This window comes from Nocardia sp. NPDC060255 (genome assembly GCF_042727395.1).
GTDB lineage: Bacteria > Actinomycetota > Actinomycetes > Mycobacteriales > Mycobacteriaceae > Nocardia.
Window position 1 is genome coordinate 582,838 of sequence record NZ_JBHXAU010000001.1, and the last position, 18,544, is coordinate 601,381.

The following is an 18,544-nucleotide window of genomic DNA, read 5'->3' on the forward strand; positions in this document are numbered from 1 at the left end:
GCCAGCTAAAGAACTATTTACCCGGCCTTGAGGTGCCGGAAACATAAACAATCGACGAATTCGGCGTCGATTCGTCGGCCGATCCGTCGCGGAGTGTGATCCTGCTCTCCCCGAGGCAATGCCCCGTACGGCCGCGCCGTAACCTGGACAACCGTACGGCTTTCAACGATGTGGGCCGCGCTGCCAGGGGGAGCATGGGGCGCAGGAAGGAACACATCGTGACCAGAAACAAGCAGGTTCAAATCGCCAAGCACGCCGCGATCGTCCTCGCGGGTGCCGCCAGCCTCAGCCTCACCGTGATCGCCGGTTCCTACATCGTGCACCAGATGGCCGATCTCAACCGGACCGGCGATGCCGCCGCACCACCCGCGCACGCCGTCGAGGATTCGACCGGCGGGGCCGACTGGACGGACACCGTGCTGACGAGCGGCCACCATGAACTGCCCGCCGTATTCACCTGGCACTCAGCAGATGTTGTCGTGCCGACTCCGAAAGCGGCTGACCACCACCCTGATTCGGCGGTCGTCTCGCACCCGCGCACCGTCGGCGGGACACTGCTGATCGGCGACGCCTACGTTGACGCGCAGGTGGCCGCCGTGCGCACCGACACGATCTCGATCACCGTCGGCACCAACGCCTTCACCATGCTGACCGGCCACACCCCGCTCGACGAGCACTCGAAGTCCGCGGGCGTGACCCAGCTGCGCACCGAATTCGACACGCGCAGTGGCGAAGTCGTGCTGATGCTGACCGATCCGGCACTCGGCGACCACGACCTGCGCGTCAACCGCACCCCGGCACCGAACACCAAACCCGCGCCGGACCCGACCGCGGTGCACGAACCGACCACGACGGATCCGGCGAGCACGCACCGCGGCACGGAACCGACCGTGGCGGTGTAACTCTCGGCCTACTGTTCTCGGTATGCCGAACAGTACGTACGACTTCTGTGTGATCGGCGGTGGCATCGTCGGGGTGGCGACGGCGCATCGAATTCTGCACCGCCATCCCGGCGCGACCCTCGTGCTGCTGGAGAAGGCCGGCGCGCTGGCCACCCACCAGACCGGGCACAACAGCGGCGTCATCCACTCGGGCATCTACTATCCGCCGGACAGCCTGAAGGCGCGACTGTGCCGCCGCGGCGCCGCGTGGACCAAGAAATTCGCTGCGGCACAAGGAATTCCGTTCGAGGTGTGCGGCAAGCTGCTGGTCGCCACGGACGCGGCCGAGCGGCGCAGGATGCTGGCGCTGCACGAGCGGTCGGTCGCCAACGGCGTCGCGGTCGAGCTGCTCGACGCCGCCGAACTCCGCCGGCGCGAGCCGAGGGTGACCGGGGTCGGCGCGCTGTTCGTGCCGGACACCGGCATCGTCGACTACACCGCCATCACCACCGCGCTGGCCGACGAGGTTCGTTCGGCGGGCGGGCAATTGGTCTTCGGCGCCGAGATCACCTCGCTCACCGAAACCGACGCCACGGTCACCGCCGCGGGGCCGACCGGGTCGTGGACGGCCCGCACCCTGGTGGCGTGCGCGGGGCTGCAGGCCGATCGACTGGCCCGAATGGCCGGACTGCGCAACGATTTCCGGATCGTTCCGTTCCGCGGCGAGTATTACCAGCTGCCGCCGGAGCGGGCCGGGCTGGTGCGCACGCTGATCTATCCGATCCCCGATCCCACGCTGCCCTTCCTCGGCGTGCATCTGAGTCCGACCATCGACGGCACGCTGACCGTCGGCCCGAACGCGGTGCTCGGGCTGGCCAGGGAGGGCTATCGCAAGGGCAGTTTCGACGCCAGGGACGCGCGGGCGGTGCTCGGTTTTCCCGGTGTGCACCGGGTGGCTGCGGCGAATGTCCGGACCGGGCTGCGCGAACTGCGCAACTCGCTGTTCAAGCGGGGTTATCTGGCCGAATGCCGGCGCTACTGTCCCGAGCTGACCCTGGCCGATCTGCGGCCACGCGAGGCGGGCATCCGCGCGCAGGCGGTGCTGCGCGACGGAACGCTGGTGCACGACTTCATGATCGAGCGCACGCCGCGCTCGGTGCACGTACTCAACGCACCGTCGCCGGCGGCCACCTCGGCCATGCCGATCGCCGAGCACATCGTCGATCAACTATGAGCAGATAAACGGCCCCAGAACAAAACCGATCGGTCCAATCCAGCTATTGACCAGCCATGAGCAACCAAGCAACCGCCCGGTAGCAATGTGGAAAACCGGCACACCAAATACCGCGCAACCGCTCCAATAAAGAGGAGAGCTGTAGTACTTTTAACGCCAGTCGTGGAACAGGGAGGGCCTATGGGCCACATCAAGTACGCGAGTGACGTCGGGGCGCCGGTCGAGGTGGCATTCACCTATACGGACAACCATCTGTTCGTACCGGACTGGATGTTCGCGGTCGCCGCCTTCGAGCCGACCGGCGAACTCGACTCCGGCCTCGGCGCCCGCTTCACGACCAGCACACGACTGGTGCTCTGGCGGCCGACGATGACATGCGAGGTCACCGAATATCGTCGCAACGTGGTGATCGGGTATACGCTGCGTGGGCGTTTGTCCGGGACCCTGACGCTGCGCTTCGATCCGCTCGGATACGGGCGGTCGGTGCTGACGTCCGAGGCGGAGTACAGCCCCCCGCGTGGCTTGCTGGGGCGCCTCTGTGTCGGTCTGGTGGATTCCGCCGTGAAATCGGCGCTCCGCCGCACCGAGTCCCAATTGCGAAGGGAGATAGAAGAATTCCACGGTACCGATCTTGTCGGTCGGATTGCGTAGGGTGCCAGCCATGATCATCGTGAGCACCGACGGATCCTGCCTCCGCAACCCCGGCGGCGCCATCGGCTGGGCTTGGGTCAATCATCAGGGCTCCTCGTCGAGCGGCGGCGGCCCGTCCGGCACCAATCAGGTGGCGGAGCTACGCGCGGTGCTGGAGGCGATTCTCGCCCATCCCGGCGCCGAACCCCTACTGATCGAGAGTGATTCGCTCTACGCGATCAAATGCGCGTCGGAATGGATCTCCAGTTGGCGGCTCAACGGCTGGCGCACCTCCACCGGTGGCGCCGTGAAGAACGTCGAACTCATCCGGCAGATCGATAAATCCATCGCCAGCAGGCCCGGCCCGGTCCGGTTCCGTTGGGTCCGTGGACATGTCGGCAACTACTTCAACGAGCAGGCCGACGCGCTTGCCGGTGAGGCGGCTCGGAAGGTGGCCGCGACCACGGCCGTCGCCGAGGCGAACACCGCGGAACTTCCCGCGGTGACTGTGGAAGAAACGCCGGCGGCGCCGGAAGCGCCGATCGACCAGGCCGCGGGGAAGGCGGCCGCGCCGTCGGCGCCGCAGACTCTGATGCTGTTCTGATCCGGCAGCGCGGATAACGAACTGCCCGAATGACCTCCGGCGGTGGTGGCTCGGCCCACCGCCGGAGGCACTCGTTATGGCTAGTTGCCCGGAGCCGGGGCAGGCGCGGGCTGCCCACCCGGAGCAGGCGCACCCGGTGTCGGGGCACCAGGGGCGGGCGCACCGGGCAGCCCGGTACCGGTACCCGAACCCTTGAGCATCGGCGAATCGAGCTTCTCGACCAGCCACTTGTCGCCGGACTTGGTCAGCTGCGCGATCACCACGACGAACTGCCGCTCCGGCGTCGTCTGGGTGAAGTTGGTGCGGTACTGGGTGAGCGTGACGAGCACCTTGGCCTCGGTCTTGTCACCGGACTGGTAACCGCACTGCACGTCGTCGACCCAGGACTTCACCTGCGCCTGCACCATGGCGTCCTTGAGCGCCTTGGTCGCGTCGTCGAACTCCTTCAGGAATTCGCCGCTCGCACCGGACTTCACCTTGGTGAAGTAGTCGTCGAGGTTCTTGGTGTAGTCGTAGATCGAGACGTCCTTGCCGAAGTTGCAGCCGGCCGCCGTCGCATCGTGGATGGCGTCGATCTTCTCGCCGCGGTCCTTGCCCTGCAGGAAGAACACCACCACCGCGGTGATCGCGGCCACCGCGAGCACGCCCGCCACGAACGCGGCGATCACCGGCAGCGAGGTGGACCGACCCGAGGTTGCGGGACTGCCCGCGCCCTTACCGAGATCGGTTTTCGGCGCCTCATCGACCTTTTCGGTCGCTACCTTGCCGGACTTCGACGGCTCGGAGTCCGCCTTCGACAGTTCGGGCTTCGCCACCGCGGCAGCCTCGGCCTTATCGGCCGTGGTGTCCGCAGTGGTCTCGGCATCCTTGTTGGTGTCGGCGTCGTCGGTGGACATCGATACAAACCTGCACTTTCCCGGCGCGCGGGCGCACCGATCGACTGACGGGCCCGCATCTCGGGCGAACCGTACGCGTTCTCTCGGCGAGTATGCCCGGACCCACGGTTTCGCCGTGGGACCGGGGGCATCTCACTTCACCGGGGGCAGGGTCCGCTCGTTCGGATCCACACCCGGCGGCATATGCGCGCCGTTGTTCGGCACATCGGGTCGCGGCGCATTCGCCGCGCCACGGATTTCGGAACCGGGCGGCGGGTTCTCGCAGTAGTTCCACTTGCGAATCGTGCCGTCCTGGACGACTTCGTTGCGCAGCTGCGTCACGTTGTAGGTGCAGTACGGCCGCGGCCAGATGTCGATGATCGCGTGGAACTCGCCGTCGTGCGCGGGCACACCCAGCGCGTCCGCGCCGAGCGCGAGCGAGGGGAACAGCGCGCGCAACGCGGGCAGGCGCAGCTGCGCGGCCTTGGTCATCGCCGCGAAATTCGTGGCCAGGCTGGTGATCGGGTCGCTGGTCTTGTCGAGCACCGCACCGAGGCTGCTCAGCTGTCCCGGCGCCTTCTCCAGGATGCCCTGCAGTTCGGCGTTGGCATTGTTGAACTGGCTGAACAGCGTGCCGGAGTTGCGGGTCAGCGTGCCGAGGTCGGGCTGGGCGTTCGAGGTGGTGTCGGCGATGGTGCGCAGGTTGGCGATCAGGTTGGTGGTCTGCGGCAGCAGACTGTCGAAGCCGGCCATGGCCAGGCTGATGCCATTGACCATGCCGCGCAACTGATCCGGGCCGCCGCTGAGCGCGGTGTCGAGCTCGCGCAGGATGACGCCGAACTTGTCCGGATCGACCTGCGCGATGAGCGCGCTGGAGTTGTCCAGGACCGACCAGATCGGGGTCGGCGTCTTGATCTTGTCCGCGTCGAACTTGATCACCGCGCCGTCGCCGAGGAACGGCGCCTGCTCGGTGCCGGGACGGAAGTCGATGTACTGCTCGCCCGCACCGGAGAGGGCCTGCACCGAGATCGCGGTGTCGACCGGGATCTTGTACTTGCTCTCGATCTCGGCCGCCGCGGCGATGGCCTGCCCGCGATCGGTCAGCTTGATCGAGGCGACCTTGCCGACCCGATAGCCGCGCAGGGTCACGTCGTTGCCCGGCTGCAGCCCGCCCGAGCGGTCCAGGTTCACCGTCACGGTGTAGGTGGACTTGAGCGGATTCACCCGCATGATGCTGATCATCAGGTAGCTGGCGCCGATCAGGAACACCAGCACCAGGCCGATGCTCGACAGCACCAGCTTGTGCTGCATCAGTTTCGCCATCATCGGTGACCCCCCTGCACTCGACCCTGCACGATCTGCAGGACCTGGATCAGGCTGCCCGCTAGGTCTTGGATATCGCGCAGATCCTGGAATCCGCCGTGTTGCGGATCGGTCAGCGCGCTGAGGTCGAGGTTGGTCGCGGTGGCGTAGACGGCGAAGCTCTTGCCGCGGAAGGTGGCATCGACCTTGGGCCGGATCACCTTCAGCCGATCGAGCAGGATGCCGAGGTTGTCGCCGGTGTTGGCCAGCGCGTCCATCAGCTGATGGGTGTTGTCGAGCAGGCTGCCCAGCTGCTGGCCGGAGGTGTCGGCGTAATCGCCGAGCGCGGCACTGGTGGTGGACACCTTGGTCAGCAAATCGCCGATGGCCCTGTTGTTCTCGGCGATCGCGCCGATCATCTGCGGCAGCGTGTCGGCCACCTGACCGAGCTCACCGCGGCGGGCCTCGATGGTGTTGGCCAGCGCGCCGAACTCGTTCAGCACGCCGTCGACCTTCGCGCTGTTGTCGTTCAAACTGCCGACCACGCCGGTCATTTCCTTGATCAGATGCGACAACTCACCGCCGCGCCCGCCGACGATCGAGTCCAGCTCCGAGGTCAGCTTGCTCAAGCTGGCGACGCCACCACCGTTGAACAGCATCGAGATCGAGATCAGCAGCTGCTCGACGGTCGCACCCGCCGAGGTCTTGTCCAGGCCCAAAGTGTCACCGTCGTGCAGCATGTTCGTGCCCGGTTCGGTCTTCGGCTTGGACACCGCGACGAACACATCGCCGAGCGGGGTGGCCTGACGCAGCTCGGCGGTGCTGTCCTTGGGCAGCTCGATGTCCTTGCTGATGGTCAGGTCGACGACCGCCTGGAAGTTCTTGGTCTTGATGTTGGAGACCACGCCGACATCGGAGCCGCCGATCTTCACCTTCGCCTGGTCCGGCAGGTTCAGCGCGTTCTCGAAAACCGCGTGCACAGTGTAGGTTTCGCCGGACACACCGGGCTTGGGCAGTGGCAGTTTCTCCACCGTGAGACCGCAGCCCGAGGTGATGCCGACACCGGCCACCGCCGCGACGGCGATCAGCGCGCGGCGTGCCTTGATTGTCATTCGGTACGTCATTTCGTCAGTCCGAGCAGCGCGGCGGTGAGACCGTAGTCGGGCCCGAAGTCCTGCATGTTCCCGGTTCGGCACCCGTCTGCCTTCATCTGGATCCGCTCGCAGAACAGGCTCACCAGTTCGCCGCTCAGCGTGGTGCCGATGAGCGCGCTCAGCCGGACGTAGCCGTGCTCGCGATTCATGATGTTGTTGACGTTCTGGAAGACCATCGGTGCCACGTCGACGATTTCGGTGAGGCCGTAGGCGTTGTCGCGCAGCTGCTGGGTGACCTTGGTCAGCCCGGCCAGGCTGCCCGCCAGTTGATCCTGATGCTGGGCGAGGGTGGTGCTGGTGTTGTTCAGGAAGTCGTTGATCTGATTCAGCGTCGCCTGCAGGCCGGGCGCCTGATCGGCGAGCAGGCCGGTCATCTGGGTCATCCGGTTGCTGAAGTCGCGCACCGACTGGTCATTGTCGGCCAGCATCGTGGTGAGCTCGTTGAGCTTGACGATGATGTTGGAGACCGCGTCCTTGTTGTCCACGCCGACCTTCAGCGCGCCGGACAGCGCGTTGAGGGTGTCACGCATCTTCTCGCCGTTGCCGTTCACCATCGGGTACAGCACCCGGCCCGAGAGCGGGCCGATCCCTTCGCTGCCCGGTTCCGGCTTGAGCGCGGCGGCGAACTGATCGATGGTCTTGATCATCGTGTCGAGTTCGACCGGGGTCTTGGTCTTGGCCAGCGGCAGGTGCGCGCCGTCGGCCAGGGTGTCGCCCTTGGTGTAGACGGGGGTGAGCTCGACGTGCCGGTCGGTGACGATGGACGGCGAGATGATCGCGGCCATCGCGTCTTTCGGGATCTTCACGTCCTTGTCGATGGACATGTGCACCTCGATGAAGGTGCTCTTCGGCACGATCTTCTCGACCTTGCCCACGTCCAACCCGAGCACGGTGATCGGGTTGCCCTCGTAGATGCCCGCGATGTTCTCGAAGTCCGCGGTGACCTGAATCGTCTGGCCGAGCGCGTTGTTCACCGAACTCGGCACCAGCGAGCAGCTGCCGACGGCCAGGGCGGCGGCGCTGACCACGAGCATCTTGGCGATGGTCCGTACCTTGACGGCCTTCAGGAAGGTCATCCCTGGCACCCCTCTATAACTTGAGCGAAGCACAGCCAGTTGTCCGGGAAGATCCATGGCAGCCCGACGCTGCCGTACGGTCCGTTGCCGCCCCAGGAGTTCGCCAGGTAGCGCACCGTCGGCGGCATCAGCGACAGCAGTCGGTCGAGGTTGTCCTTGTTCTTCTGCAAGCCCTCGGACATGGTGTTCAGCTGCTCGATGGTCGGGCCGAGCTGGTTGTCGTTCTGCGCGCCGATCTGCTGGAGCTGTTTGGTCAGCGACGCGACATTGTCGAGCAGCTGGCGCAGCAGACCCTGACGCTCCATCACCCGATTCGCGATGGCCTCGCCCTGGGTGATCACCAGCAGCACGCTGTTGCGGTTGTCGCCGAGGATCTGGGTGACCCGGTTCAGATCCTTGAGCAGGCTGTCGACCTCGTCCTTGCGGGTGTCCATCACCTTGGCCAGGGCGCCGACGCTGTCCAGCGCCTGCGCCATCAGCTGCGGGGAATCGCCCATCTGCTGGTTGATCAGGTTCAGCGAGTCGGACAGCTTCTTGGTGTCGAGGGCCTCGAACTTCGGCGTGCCCTCCTGCACCACGTCGGCCAGGTTGTACGGAACCGCGGTGTTGGACACCGGGATTCGGCCGCCCTTCAGGCCGGAGCCGTCGCCGGGATCCAGATCGACGTACCTGGCGCCGAGCAGCGTGGCCATCTTGATCGAGGCGCGCGCGTCGGGGCCGAGCTTCACGCCGTTGTCGATGCTCAGCGTCAGCAGCACGTGGTCGCCCTCGAGCTTCGCGCCGTCCACCCGGCCGCTGGTCACGCCCGCGACGTTTACCCGGTCGCCGACCTTTATCCCGGCGGCCTGCACGAACTCGGCCTTGATCGACTGCTCGCCGACGCCGACCAGCTTGACCGCGCTGGACGCGAGCAGCAGCGCGACGATCAGCGCACCGCCGAGAATGCCCAGCCAGAAGTAGCGGTTGGCGGCGAATCTTGCCTTCATCTTCGTCATCACGGGCGGCACACCGCCGAGTGCGAAGTGCCACCGATCTGCGAGAACAGCCCGCGCGGGAACAGCACGCCGTAAAGCGAGACATCCAAGCCGCACAGGTAGGCGTTGGCGTAGCCGCCCTCCTCGGTGTGCCTGCCCGCCGCCGAAATGATGTTCGGCAGGTCGATCGCGGCCTGATCCAGCTTGGCGCCATTGGCGAGCAGCAGGGTCAGCGCGGCGCTGGTGGAGTTCTGGGCGGCCTGCAGCTTCGGCTGGATCTGATCGACCATGCCGACCAGCGAGCTGGTGGCGTTGGCGATCTGCACCGTCGAGGTCTGCAGCGACTGCCCCTGCTCGTACAACCCGCCGATCAAGGCCCGGGTCTGGGTCACCAGGGTCTCCAATTCATCACCTCGTCTGGCCAACCCCGCCATCACACCGGAGAGGTTGGCGATCACATCGGACAGGATCGCATCGCGGCGCTGGAAGTCGGTGGCCAGCTGCGCGGCCTGAACGATGAACGCGCTCAACGAGACTCCGTCACCCTGCAACGCCTGGATGAAGGTTTCCGAAAGGCGGTTCACCTGCTCGGGCTGCAGCGCCTGGAACAGCGGCTGAAAACCGTTGAGCAGGCCCGAAACGTCGAACGACGGCTCGGTCCGGTCCAGCGGAATCGACGCGTTGTTCTTCAGCTGCGCCGGGCTGGACGACTTGCCCGGCGCCAAGGCCACATACCGCTGGCCGATCAAGTTCTGGTAGCGGACAAGGGCTTTGGTGTCGTCGAACAGCGTCTGATCCCGCTGCACGACGAAGGTCACCTTGGCCACTTGCTTTTTCGACTTCGGGTCCCGTTCGAGCGCGATCTTGTCGATCTTGCCGACCCGCACACCGGCCATTCGGATGTCGTCGCCTTCGTGCAAGCCGAGCACGTCGGTGAAGGTCGCCGAATAGGTATTGGTGTCGCCATCCACGATGCGCGCCAAAGTGTTCCAGACGAGCACCGTGACAAGGATGGAAACGATCGCAAAGATGCCGAAGCCGATCAGCGGTTTACGAATACTCATCGGCCAACCCGGTTTTCGGCCACGTGCATGGTCCCGCCCTTCAAAATCGAGCTCAGCAGCAGGTATTCGGCGGTGGTCGGTTGACGGCCGAGCAACATGGCGATGGCCGCGTCACCCTGGTAGGAGATATCGCCCGCGGCCGGGATGCGCGCGGCGGCCGGTGCCACGGGGCCGGGAGCCGGTGCGGGCGCCGGAGCCGGCGGCTGACCGAGGCCGGGCAGCATCGGGAACAGACCCTCGAGCGGCGTGCCCGCGAACGGACGCGGCGCGGCGGGCACGATGCCCTCGGCGGGCCGCGAATCCGGCGTGGTGACACCGGGAATCACCGGCAGGCCCGGCATCGGCACCACCGGCGGCAGACCGGCGGCAGACTCGAGCGCCCTCGGCCGCAGGTTGTCCGGCAGCGGCGGCAGCTCGTTCACCGCGGGCGCGGTGGCACAGCTCGGTCCGGCCAGCTCGCCGTAGCGCGGGCAGTCGGCCACCGTGTACGGCTTGTACGGGGTGAGCGTGATGCCCGCGTCCCAGCGTTGCTGCTGCTGCGGACCCCAGGTGAAGGTGGAATCCATCCGGCGGGTCATCTCGCTGAGATTCAGGATCGTCTGGGTGATCGCGTTCGGGTCGGCGGCCACCGCGCCGAACATGTCGCTGGTGCCCGCGGTGACCTGCTTGCCGACGTCGCCGTTGCGGGCGAACAGATCGTTCACGACATCGACCGTGCTGCTCGTCCCGGTGATCAGCGCGACGAGCTCGCTGCGCCGATCGGCGATGGTGCGCGCGGTCTGCACCGAGGTGCCGAGCACGTCGAGCAGTTCCGGCGAGGATTCGTTCAGCGCGTGGAACGAGCTGGAGAAGTCGCCGAGCATCACGCCGAGGTTCGGGATCGCGTCGTCGACCGACTGCAGCCAGTGGTCGAACCGCTCGACGGTCGAGCCGGGCATCCGGCCGCTGCCGTCGAGCGCCTGGGACAGCGTGCCGAGCACGCGACCGAACTGCACCGGATCGATCCGGTCGAGGATGTTGCGCACCGTGGTGAGCGTGTCCTGCAGCGCGAGCGTGCCCTTGCTGCGGTCTTCCTCGATGATCGAGCCGTCGTGCAGGTACTGGTCCGCCGGTCCGTTGAAGACCAGCTCGACCGAGGTGACGGCGAACAGGTTGCTCGGCACCACCCGGGCGGTGACGTTGGCGGGCACGCCCTTGGCGAACTCCGGCTTCACCTCGATCTGCACCTTCTGCAGCTCGCCCTTGGCCGCGACCTCGACCTGCTTGACGGCGCCGACCAGCACGCCGCGGAACTTCACGTCGGCCTGCGAGGGCAGACCGTCACCGGTGGTGGTGAGGTTCGCCGTGACGTTCACCTTGTCGACGAAGTAGCCCTGGTAGCGCAGCGTCAGGAAGCCGAGCACCAGCGCGAGCACGAGCAGGCCGGCCAGGCCCGCGACAAGCAGCTGACGCATCGTGGGTCCACGCCCACTGGGATCGATGATCATCTGGTGCTACCCCGAGATCCTGATGCCGGGGTTGATGCCCCAGATCGCCAATGTCATGAACAGGTTCGCGAAGACGACGGCGATGATGCACACCTTGATCGCCCGGCCGGCCGCGACGCCGACGCCCTCCGGTCCGCCGGAGGCGAAGAAGCCGTAGTAGCACTGGATGAACGTGGTGATCGCGACGAACAGGATCGCCTTGAGCAGCGAGTAGATCACGTCGGTCGGCACCAGGAATTGGTAGAAGTAGTGCTGGTAGGTGCCGCTGGCGGTGCCGCCGATCAGCTGCACGGTCAGCGAGCAGGAGATGTAGGCCATGGCCAGGCCGAGGCAGTACAGCGGGATGATGGCGACCATCGCCGCGAACATCCTGGTGCTGATCAGGTAGGGCAGCGGCCGGATCGCGATGGACTCCAGCGCGTCGATCTCCTCGGAGATGCGCATGGCGCCCAGTTGCGCGGTGAACCGGCAGCCCGCCTGCGCGGCGAAGGCGATGGTAGCGAGCAGCGGGCCGAGTTCGCGCGTGGTGGCGAAGGCGGAGATGGCGCCGGTGATCGGGCTGAGCCCCAACAGGTTCAGCGAGTTGTAGCCCTGGATGCCGACGGTCATCCCGCCGAACGCGCTGAGGATGACCACCACGCCGATGGTGCCGCCGCCGACGACCAGGTTCCCGTTGCCCCAGCTGACGTCGGAGAGCAGCCGCCACACTTCCTTGGGATAGTGCTTGAGCGCCAACGGGATCGAGCCGATCGAGCGCAGCAGGAAGAACACCTGGTGGCCCAGCCGGGCGAGCAGGTCGACCGGCGCGTTCGCGGACTTGCGAAGTTGCTGGAACGGCCGCAGTAGCGGGGGAACATATGTCGACGACACTCAGACCACCTGTGACGGGAACAGTGCGTTGTACACCTGGGTGATGACGAGATTCACGCCGAACAACATGATGGCGGAACTCACCACCGCGGAATTCACCGCGTTGGCCACGCCGCCGGGGCCACCACGAGCGTTCAATCCGTTGTCGCAGGCGATGATTGCGGCGAGTAGCCCGAAAATCAACGATTTGACCAGCGCGACAAAGAGATCGGTAGTAACCGCGAACGACGAGAACGTGCCGATGTAGGAACCCGGCGTACCGTTCTGCGCGAAAATGTTGAAGATGTAACCAGTCAAGAATCCGACAAAAACGACGAAGCCACAGAGCAGCACACTGACCAGCATCGCCGCGCCGAGCCGGGGGGCGACCAGCCTGCGCATCGGGTCGACGCCCATCACCTTCATCGCGTCGATCTCTTCGCGGATGGTGCGCGAGCCGAGATCGGCGCATACGGCGGAGCCGACGGCGCCGGCGATCATCAGCGAGGTGACGAGGGGAGCGCCCTGCTGAATGATGCCGAGGCCGTTGGCCGCGCCGATGAACGAGGTCGCGCCGACCTGGCCTGCGATCGAGCCGACCTGGATCGATACGATGACACCGATCGGGATGGCGACCAGCAGCGTTGGCGCGGCGGAGACACTCGCCATGAACGCGCACTGGCGGATGAACTCTTGAAAGGGGAAGCGGCGCCGGAAGATTGCGATGAACAGTTCGGCGACCGCCGCGATCCCCATGGTGATCTGGCGGCCGAAGGTCTCCAGCGAAGCCTTCGGATGGTCGGCCCAGTAACCCTTGGTCCAATCGACCGCATCACTCATCCGTGATCCTGTTGGAGGACTCTTGGTCGACTGCACTGGCTAACCCCTCTCGACGCCGGTTGGCTGCCCCGACGACTTGTTTGCTTGACGCACCTTACTACGTAGTAAGCCAGAACACACCACCCTCCTGTGATTGCAGTCATAGACCTCGGTCACTGTGCGCTAAACGCTATGACGCAGGCCACCGGCATTGGGTCGGCGCCCAAAAAGGTGGGTGGATCTTCTGGAACAAGTTACAGGTCAACCCGGCGAATCCCCCGCCCAGACATCATCATGACGCTAATTTATTCGGAAAGAGTTCATTCAAAATCGCATTTGTTTCCGGAACCGAACAGAACGGGCTGTACTACTGTTCGAGTACAAACTCGAGGCGGCCATCGACCTTTTTCATAGCCGGTCGCTATTATTACAAATAAGAGACATAATGTGCTTATGTCTAAAAATGGGGTTAAGGCTCGCCCGCATGGACACCCCGAAGTAGATGACGCGCCCGGACCCGAATACTGACACGATGGGTGCGACAGATTGATATCGTGCGGGCTTCCGACGTCTGGAGGGACATGTTCAGCAAACTCGCCAAGGTGGCCACCGCCGCCTTCGCCGTAGCCCTCGGTGCGGCGCTACTCGGGACGGGCGCGGGGGCCGCTCAGGCCGAGCCGGGCCCGCCGGTCGTGGGTGGTGGATCCGGCATCATCATCGATAACCAATTCGAGTGCACCGTAACCACCGTCGGCCACGACAACGCGGGGCGGCTCGTCGGCCTGACCGCGGGCCACTGCGGTGATCCCGGTGCCGAGGTTTTCGCGGAGGCCAACCGTGGCGCCGGCGTGATCGGCCGGTTCGTCTACTCCAACCATGATCTCGACTACGCCGTGATCCAGTTCGAGCCGGGCAAGATCGTCCCGGTGAACCGGGTCGGCAACGTCACGATCACCGGGCTCGGCGCACCCGCGGCGTTCCCGAACATCGTGTGCAAGGAAGGCCGCACCACCGGCAACACCTGCGGCATCAGCTGGGGCGACGTGTTCGGGTCGAACATGGAGACCTGGAGTCAGATGTGCGTCGTCGAAGGCGATTCCGGCGCGCCGGTCGTCATCGGCTCCACCCTCGTCGGCATGGTGAACGCCTACCTGGCCATGGCCTGCTTCGGCCCCGAGGTCGGCACCAACATGAGCACCATCATGGATGACATCAACGCCCGCGGCGGCGTCGGCGCAGGTTATCTGCCTATATAGCTCTCGACCAGACACAAGAAACTGAGCGGGCGCACGGTTGATCGAACCGGCTGCGCCCGCTCATTTTTCGTTAGCGGGCCGGTTTGTCGTCATGAACCGCCGGGGCAAGAGCCGGTCCGGCCACCGCGCACTGCGGCATGCAGTCGACACTGTCCAGGGTCGCGGGGCGGCGGGGCTGCCGGAGCAGTGCGGCCGCGAGTACCGAACCGGCGAGCAGCAGGCCGACACAGATCCACATGGCGGTGCCGAAGCCGTGGTTGAAGGCGACCGGATCGCCCAGGGCACCAGAGATTCCGGCCAGGCCGGGCAGGGCCGCGACGGCGAGCAGTTGCGCGGTCCGCGCGACGGCGTTGTTCACCCCGGACGCGATGCCCGCCTCGCTGGACGGCACCGCGCCGAGCACGGCCCCGGTGAGCGGGGCGACCAGCGCCGCGAGACCGAAACCGAAGACGAGCACGCCGGGCAGCACATCGGTGAGATACGCGGTGTCCGGCCCGATCCGCAGCAGCAGCACCAGGCCGCCCGCGGCGAGCAGCGGACCGACCGTCATCGGAATGCGCGGCCCATGCTGCTGCGCCCAGCGGCCGGCGGGCGCCGAGAGCACCAGCATGATCAGCGTGATCGGCACCGTCGCCACGCCCGACATCAGCGGTGAATATCCCGCCACCAACTGCAATTCCAGAATCAACAGGAAGAACACGCCGCCGAGCGCCGCATAGACCGCGAGGGTGACCAGGTTGGCCGCGGTGAACACCCGCGACGCGAACAGCACCGGCGGCACCAGCGGATGGTCGCTGCGCATCTCGATCACCACGAACGCGGCGAGCAGCAGCACGCCCGCCACGATCAGCAGCGGCATGGTCTCGATCAGACCGAAGGTCAGCGCGCCCAGCGCGAGCGCGACCACCACGGCGCCCGGCACGTCCAGCCGTGCCTTGGCATTCGGATCATGGCTCTCCGGCACGTGTTTCAGCGCGACGAGCACCACGACGAGGGCAAGCGGCACATTGATGAAGAAGATGGCGCGCCAGCCGGCCAGCTCGATCAGCCAGCCGCCGAGGAACGGCCCGAACGCGCCGGCCACCCCGCCGAAGCCCGACCACAGCCCGATCGCCGCGCCTTGATCACGCCGGTCGATGGAGGAGGAGATCAGCGCGAGACTGCCCGGCGTCAGCATGGCGCCCGCGATGCCCTGCAGGATGCGCGCGAACACCAGCATCTCGATGTTCATCGCGGCGCCGCACAGCACCGAGGCCACCGCGAAACCGATGGTGCCCCAGACGAACACCTTGCGCCTGCCGAGCCGGTCGCCGAGCGAGCCGCCGAGCAGGATGAACGAGGCCAGCGTCAGCGTGTACCCGTTCAATGTCCATTGCAGCCCGGCCACATCGGTATCCAGCGACTCGCCGATGCGGGGCAGCGCGATATTGACGACGGTGGCATCGAGCGAGGCCACCGACGAACCGAGGATGGTGGCCAGCAGAATCCAGCGGCCGGTGGTGGATTTCAGCCGGGGTAGATCAGTCGTGCTCACCGACCCAACTTAGCTGCCCGGCGCCCGGTTGCCGGGCAGTTCACGCTGGGCGCAACGGTGTCAGATCTCTTGGACGCAGACGACGAAGTGGCGCTGCTCGTAGACGTATCCGGTGCCGCTGCCGCAGACGTTCACGTCGTCGGCGCCTTCCACCCGCTTGACCACCTTGACGCCCTTGACCGGCGAGGCGCCGGTGCAGTCGACCCGCTTGGGGTCGTCCCCGCCGACGTCCATGCAGCCGCCGACCACCCAGTCGATGTCGAGGCAGTACGCGCCCTGTTCGATGCCGTTGAGGGTCTCGGCGTAGTAGTTGTCGGCGTCGCCGACGCACTGCGTGCTCTTCGGCGCCTTGCCGATCACCTTGTAGTTCGCCGCGCGGCTACCGCAGGACGCCTTCGCGATGGTGGCGCTCGAGGTGGTGCCGCCGAGGGTGACGCAATCGCCCTCGTTGGCCTGGAAGTCGGTGTTGCCGCCCTTGCTGGTCGGCGTCGGCTTGCCGGTGGTCGGCCGGCCCGACGAGGGCTTCGGTGTGCTGGTGATCGAGACGGCGTTGATGGTGCCGTTGTCCACCGCGGGCTGCGCGTGACCGCTGACCGTCGAATTGCAGCCGACCAGCGCCAGTGCGGCGGCCGCGATGAATGTCGCGAACACGACACGACCCCAGGTCAGTTGACCAGACACGAAACAGTCCTCCCGAGCTGTCACGCTCCGAACTCACGCCCCCGTAAGAATCCGAAGTAAACAAAATAAAGCTGTGCTTGAAATACACGCCATGCATACACCATGGAACGCGCACACGTCGACTCGACCGTGCGGCCTCGCGCATTCGCGACTCGCAAGCGCTCTGTGGAATCGAGGTTCCAGCAACCGATCTGAGTACAGTAGGGTTTCAGAGTTCGAGAGGAGGTACCCGTGAAGCTGATCAGCGTGATCGTCTGCTCGGCCGCCGCGGTTATCACCTCCCTTGTAGTGCCGGCCGTCGCCTCAGCTACCGATGCGCATTGCACTTCGGAAAACGGGACGGACATCACAATCATCGACGGGCGCACCGCCTGTCGCGCCGCTACCGACCTGCTCGGACAGGCGAAATCCCTGGGTATCGACGGTGTCGGCTATGCGAGCGCCACCGCCGGGGCCACCGCGGTCGGTGTCGGCGTGCGCGGTGGCGTCGGCGCCAGCAACGGTGCGGGCGGGATGCCCATCGCGATCGGCATCGGCCAGGACGCGATCGCGCTGAGTTCCATTGACAGCGAAGAGGTTTCGCAGAGCCCCGGCGTGCCGGTGGTCGCGATATCGGTCGCGCTGGACGGGTCGCGGGCCGGCGCGCAGAGCGCCGATCACACCGTGGTGTGCCTCGGCGGCGGGGCGTTCGCCTGGAATTCGCGGACCGGCGACACCTGCCTGAGCACGCCCTTCGGCCGCTGGCAGACCCCGGCGCAGCAGCTACCCTGAGGGACGCACCGCGATCGGTGGGTCAGGAGGTGACCTCATGGTTTCGGCAATGGCAGCGGGCGGCTTCGACGCCGCCGACTCGGCGAACGGCAAGCTCGCCGCGCCCAAAGAGATGCTGGTCGACCCGCGGTTCATCCGCCTGGCCGATCAATTCTTCGGCATGTTCAGTCAGCCGAATCGGGGCGGCGGTGCCCTGGCCGTCTATCTCGACGACAAGCCCGTGGTGGATATCTGGGGCGGCTGGGCCGGTAAGGATCGGCGCTGGAACGGCGACACCGTCGCGCTGACCTTCTCCACCGGCAAGGGCGTCGCCTCCACCGTGGTGCACCGGCTGGCCGAACGCGGCCTGATCGACTACGACGCGCCGGTCGCCCGGTACTGGCCCGAATTCGCCGCGCACGGCAAGGACGACATCACCGTGCGCGATGTGCTCTCGCACCGCGCCGGACTACATCGGGTACGCGGCCTGGTTCCCGGCCGCGAGGGCATCCTCGACTACGACGCGGTGATCCGGGCGCTGGCCGACAGTCCACCGGACCCGCGCCGCATCCGCACCTCCGGCTATCACGCGATCACCTTCGGCTGGCTGGTCGCCGAGATCGTGCAGCGCGTCACCGGCGATCCGTTCATCGACGTGGTGCGCCGGGAGATCGCCGAGCCGCTCGGCCTCGACGAATTCTGGTTCCGGGTACCGGAATCCGAGCGCTATCGGATCGCCAAGATCTTCCCGCACCTCAGCCCGCCCGGAATCCGCTGGAACACCGCGTCGTCGGTGCTGTCCTGGGTGCGCCCGATCCGCGGACTGGCCGAGGCGGGTATGCCGGAGAGCTTCGACGAGCTGGTCCGCGACCCACGGGTGCACGATGCGGTGATGCCCGGCTGGAACGGCGTCTTCTCGGCGCGGGCGCTGGCCAGGATGTATGGGGCGCTGGCCAACCAGGGCCGGGTTTTCGTGCCTGGCACCGGCGAGACGGTGCAGTTCCTGCGGCCGGAGACGATCGAGACCATCAACCAGGTGCAGCCCGCCGAGAGCCGTGACTATGTGCTCGGGCTGCCGCTGCGGTTCACCCTCGGATATCACCGCCCGGTGCTGATGTCCAAGCAGCAGCCGCGAAAAGCGTTCGGGCACTACGGCGTCGGCGGGTCGGGTGCTTACGCCGATCCGGAACTGGGCATGTCGATCGCCTTCGTCACCAACCGGCTCGGCAACGCGGTGACCGCGCTCGGCGACGCTCGGCTGGCTCGGTTGGCGGCGACCGCCCGAAATACGGTGCGCAGGGCCAAGCCCACCGTTGTGGTCGACGAGACCGATACCTAGGCCGCATCGAACCCACGGACCGGCGAGTTCGTACC

The 18,544-nt window shown here is 66.2% G+C and carries 18 protein-coding genes; 7 read left to right on the top strand and 11 right to left on the bottom strand.

The window, feature by feature from the left end; all coding sequences use genetic code 11:
* Window positions 1-218 precede the first annotated feature (218 nt).
* The 4 genes from ACFWF1_RS02790 to ACFWF1_RS02805 all read left to right on the top strand — a co-directional run bounded on the left by ACFWF1_RS02790 (window position 219) and on the right by ACFWF1_RS02805 (window position 3,349).
* On the top strand, window positions 219-902 hold the full coding sequence (locus ACFWF1_RS02790) for a hypothetical protein (RefSeq protein WP_379283217.1): 684 nt from the start codon (window positions 219-221) through the stop codon (window positions 900-902).
* A gap of 22 nt (window positions 903-924) precedes the next feature.
* Window positions 925-2,115, top strand: a complete 1,191-nt coding sequence (gene lhgO, locus ACFWF1_RS02795; RefSeq protein WP_379283215.1) for an L-2-hydroxyglutarate oxidase — start codon at window positions 925-927, stop codon at window positions 2,113-2,115.
* Window positions 2,116-2,295: 180 nt separating this feature from the next.
* Window positions 2,296-2,766 (top strand): SRPBCC family protein, encoded by a 471-nt coding sequence (locus ACFWF1_RS02800; protein WP_379283214.1) that lies wholly within the window; start codon window positions 2,296-2,298, stop codon window positions 2,764-2,766.
* A gap of 10 nt (window positions 2,767-2,776) precedes the next feature.
* Window positions 2,777-3,349, top strand: coding sequence for a ribonuclease H (locus tag ACFWF1_RS02805; RefSeq protein WP_379283213.1), 573 nt, complete (start codon window positions 2,777-2,779; stop codon window positions 3,347-3,349).
* Window positions 3,350-3,429: 80 nt separating this feature from the next.
* On the opposite strand, the gene ACFWF1_RS02810 is transcribed toward ACFWF1_RS02805, so the two are convergent.
* The 9 genes from ACFWF1_RS02810 to ACFWF1_RS02850 form a co-directional block, all read right to left on the bottom strand.
* Complete coding sequence (locus ACFWF1_RS02810) at window positions 3,430-4,245, bottom strand: hypothetical protein (RefSeq protein WP_379283212.1); 816 nt, start codon at window positions 4,243-4,245, stop codon at window positions 3,430-3,432.
* Between the two features lie 132 nt (window positions 4,246-4,377).
* Window positions 4,378-5,550 carry an MlaD family protein gene (locus ACFWF1_RS02815; RefSeq protein WP_379283211.1) on the bottom strand — a complete coding sequence of 391 codons (1,173 nt, stop codon included), beginning with the start codon at window positions 5,548-5,550 and terminating at the stop codon, window positions 4,378-4,380.
* Window positions 5,547-6,638 carry an MCE family protein gene (locus ACFWF1_RS02820; protein WP_379283209.1) on the bottom strand — a complete coding sequence of 364 codons (1,092 nt, stop codon included), beginning with the start codon at window positions 6,636-6,638 and terminating at the stop codon, window positions 5,547-5,549. Before ACFWF1_RS02820 ends, ACFWF1_RS02815 begins: the two co-directional genes overlap by 4 nt.
* An 8-nt stretch (window positions 6,639-6,646) precedes the next feature.
* On the bottom strand, window positions 6,647-7,756 hold the full coding sequence (locus ACFWF1_RS02825) for an MCE family protein (protein ID WP_379283208.1): 1,110 nt from the start codon (window positions 7,754-7,756) through the stop codon (window positions 6,647-6,649).
* Window positions 7,753-8,751 (bottom strand): MCE family protein, encoded by a 999-nt coding sequence (locus ACFWF1_RS02830; protein WP_379283206.1) that lies wholly within the window; start codon window positions 8,749-8,751, stop codon window positions 7,753-7,755. The genes ACFWF1_RS02825 and ACFWF1_RS02830 overlap by 4 nt, the downstream gene beginning before the upstream one ends.
* On the bottom strand, window positions 8,751-9,794 hold the full coding sequence (locus ACFWF1_RS02835) for an MCE family protein (RefSeq protein ID WP_379283204.1): 1,044 nt from the start codon (window positions 9,792-9,794) through the stop codon (window positions 8,751-8,753). The genes ACFWF1_RS02830 and ACFWF1_RS02835 overlap by 1 nt, the downstream gene beginning before the upstream one ends.
* Window positions 9,791-11,248, bottom strand: coding sequence for an MlaD family protein (locus tag ACFWF1_RS02840; protein ID WP_379283203.1), 1,458 nt, complete (start codon window positions 11,246-11,248; stop codon window positions 9,791-9,793). The genes ACFWF1_RS02835 and ACFWF1_RS02840 overlap by 4 nt, the downstream gene beginning before the upstream one ends.
* 39 nt (window positions 11,249-11,287) lie before the next feature.
* On the bottom strand, window positions 11,288-12,151 hold the full coding sequence (locus tag ACFWF1_RS02845; RefSeq protein ID WP_379283202.1) for an ABC transporter permease: 864 nt from the start codon (window positions 12,149-12,151) through the stop codon (window positions 11,288-11,290).
* Window positions 12,152-12,970 carry an MlaE family ABC transporter permease gene (locus ACFWF1_RS02850; protein ID WP_379283201.1) on the bottom strand — a complete coding sequence of 273 codons (819 nt, stop codon included), beginning with the start codon at window positions 12,968-12,970 and terminating at the stop codon, window positions 12,152-12,154.
* Between the two features lie 560 nt (window positions 12,971-13,530).
* On the opposite strand from ACFWF1_RS02850, the gene ACFWF1_RS02855 reads away from it, so the two are divergent.
* The gene (locus ACFWF1_RS02855) at window positions 13,531-14,205 is read left to right on the top strand and encodes a serine protease (protein ID WP_379283200.1); all 675 of its coding nucleotides are present in this window, start codon (window positions 13,531-13,533) and stop codon (window positions 14,203-14,205) included.
* 70 nt (window positions 14,206-14,275) lie between these two features.
* Here ACFWF1_RS02855 and ACFWF1_RS02860 read toward each other — a convergent pair whose 3' ends face one another.
* Window positions 14,276-15,739 (bottom strand): MFS transporter, encoded by a 1,464-nt coding sequence (locus ACFWF1_RS02860; protein ID WP_379283199.1) that lies wholly within the window; start codon window positions 15,737-15,739, stop codon window positions 14,276-14,278.
* A 60-nt stretch (window positions 15,740-15,799) separates the two neighbouring features.
* On the bottom strand, window positions 15,800-16,420 hold the full coding sequence (locus tag ACFWF1_RS02865; RefSeq protein WP_379283198.1) for a hypothetical protein: 621 nt from the start codon (window positions 16,418-16,420) through the stop codon (window positions 15,800-15,802).
* Between the two features lie 231 nt (window positions 16,421-16,651).
* On the opposite strand from ACFWF1_RS02865, the gene ACFWF1_RS02870 reads away from it, so the two are divergent.
* Together ACFWF1_RS02870 and ACFWF1_RS02875 are read left to right on the top strand one after the other, a co-directional pair.
* Window positions 16,652-17,191, top strand: coding sequence for a DUF6764 family protein (locus ACFWF1_RS02870; protein WP_379283196.1), 540 nt, complete (start codon window positions 16,652-16,654; stop codon window positions 17,189-17,191).
* 49 nt (window positions 17,192-17,240) lie between these two features.
* Complete coding sequence (locus ACFWF1_RS02875; protein ID WP_379283417.1) at window positions 17,241-18,509, top strand: serine hydrolase domain-containing protein; 1,269 nt, start codon at window positions 17,241-17,243, stop codon at window positions 18,507-18,509.
* Window positions 18,510-18,544: the final 35 nt, after the last annotated feature.

What these genes read in the sequence shown, in the direction of transcription:
- lhgO (WP_379283215.1), top strand. Translation starts at nt 925, where the DNA reads ATGCCGAACAGTACGTACGACTTCTGTGTGATCGGCGGTGGCATCGTC.
- ACFWF1_RS02800 (WP_379283214.1), top strand. Translation starts at nt 2,296, where the DNA reads ATGGGCCACATCAAGTACGCGAGTGACGTCGGGGCGCCGGTCGAGGTG.
- ACFWF1_RS02805 (WP_379283213.1), top strand. Translation starts at nt 2,777, where the DNA reads ATGATCATCGTGAGCACCGACGGATCCTGCCTCCGCAACCCCGGCGGC.
- ACFWF1_RS02810 (WP_379283212.1), bottom strand. Translation starts at nt 4,245, where the DNA reads ATGTCCACCGACGACGCCGACACCAACAAGGATGCCGAGACCACTGCG.
- ACFWF1_RS02815 (WP_379283211.1), bottom strand. Translation starts at nt 5,550, where the DNA reads ATGATGGCGAAACTGATGCAGCACAAGCTGGTGCTGTCGAGCATCGGC.
- ACFWF1_RS02820 (WP_379283209.1), bottom strand. Translation starts at nt 6,638, where the DNA reads ATGACAATCAAGGCACGCCGCGCGCTGATCGCCGTCGCGGCGGTGGCC.
- ACFWF1_RS02825 (WP_379283208.1), bottom strand. Translation starts at nt 7,756, where the DNA reads ATGACCTTCCTGAAGGCCGTCAAGGTACGGACCATCGCCAAGATGCTC.
- ACFWF1_RS02830 (WP_379283206.1), bottom strand. Translation starts at nt 8,751, where the DNA reads ATGACGAAGATGAAGGCAAGATTCGCCGCCAACCGCTACTTCTGGCTG.
- ACFWF1_RS02835 (WP_379283204.1), bottom strand. Translation starts at nt 9,794, where the DNA reads ATGAGTATTCGTAAACCGCTGATCGGCTTCGGCATCTTTGCGATCGTT.
- ACFWF1_RS02840 (WP_379283203.1), bottom strand. Translation starts at nt 11,248, where the DNA reads ATGCGTCAGCTGCTTGTCGCGGGCCTGGCCGGCCTGCTCGTGCTCGCG.
- ACFWF1_RS02850 (WP_379283201.1), bottom strand. Translation starts at nt 12,970, where the DNA reads ATGAGTGATGCGGTCGATTGGACCAAGGGTTACTGGGCCGACCATCCG.
- ACFWF1_RS02855 (WP_379283200.1), top strand. Translation starts at nt 13,531, where the DNA reads ATGTTCAGCAAACTCGCCAAGGTGGCCACCGCCGCCTTCGCCGTAGCC.
- ACFWF1_RS02875 (WP_379283417.1), top strand. Translation starts at nt 17,241, where the DNA reads ATGGCAGCGGGCGGCTTCGACGCCGCCGACTCGGCGAACGGCAAGCTC.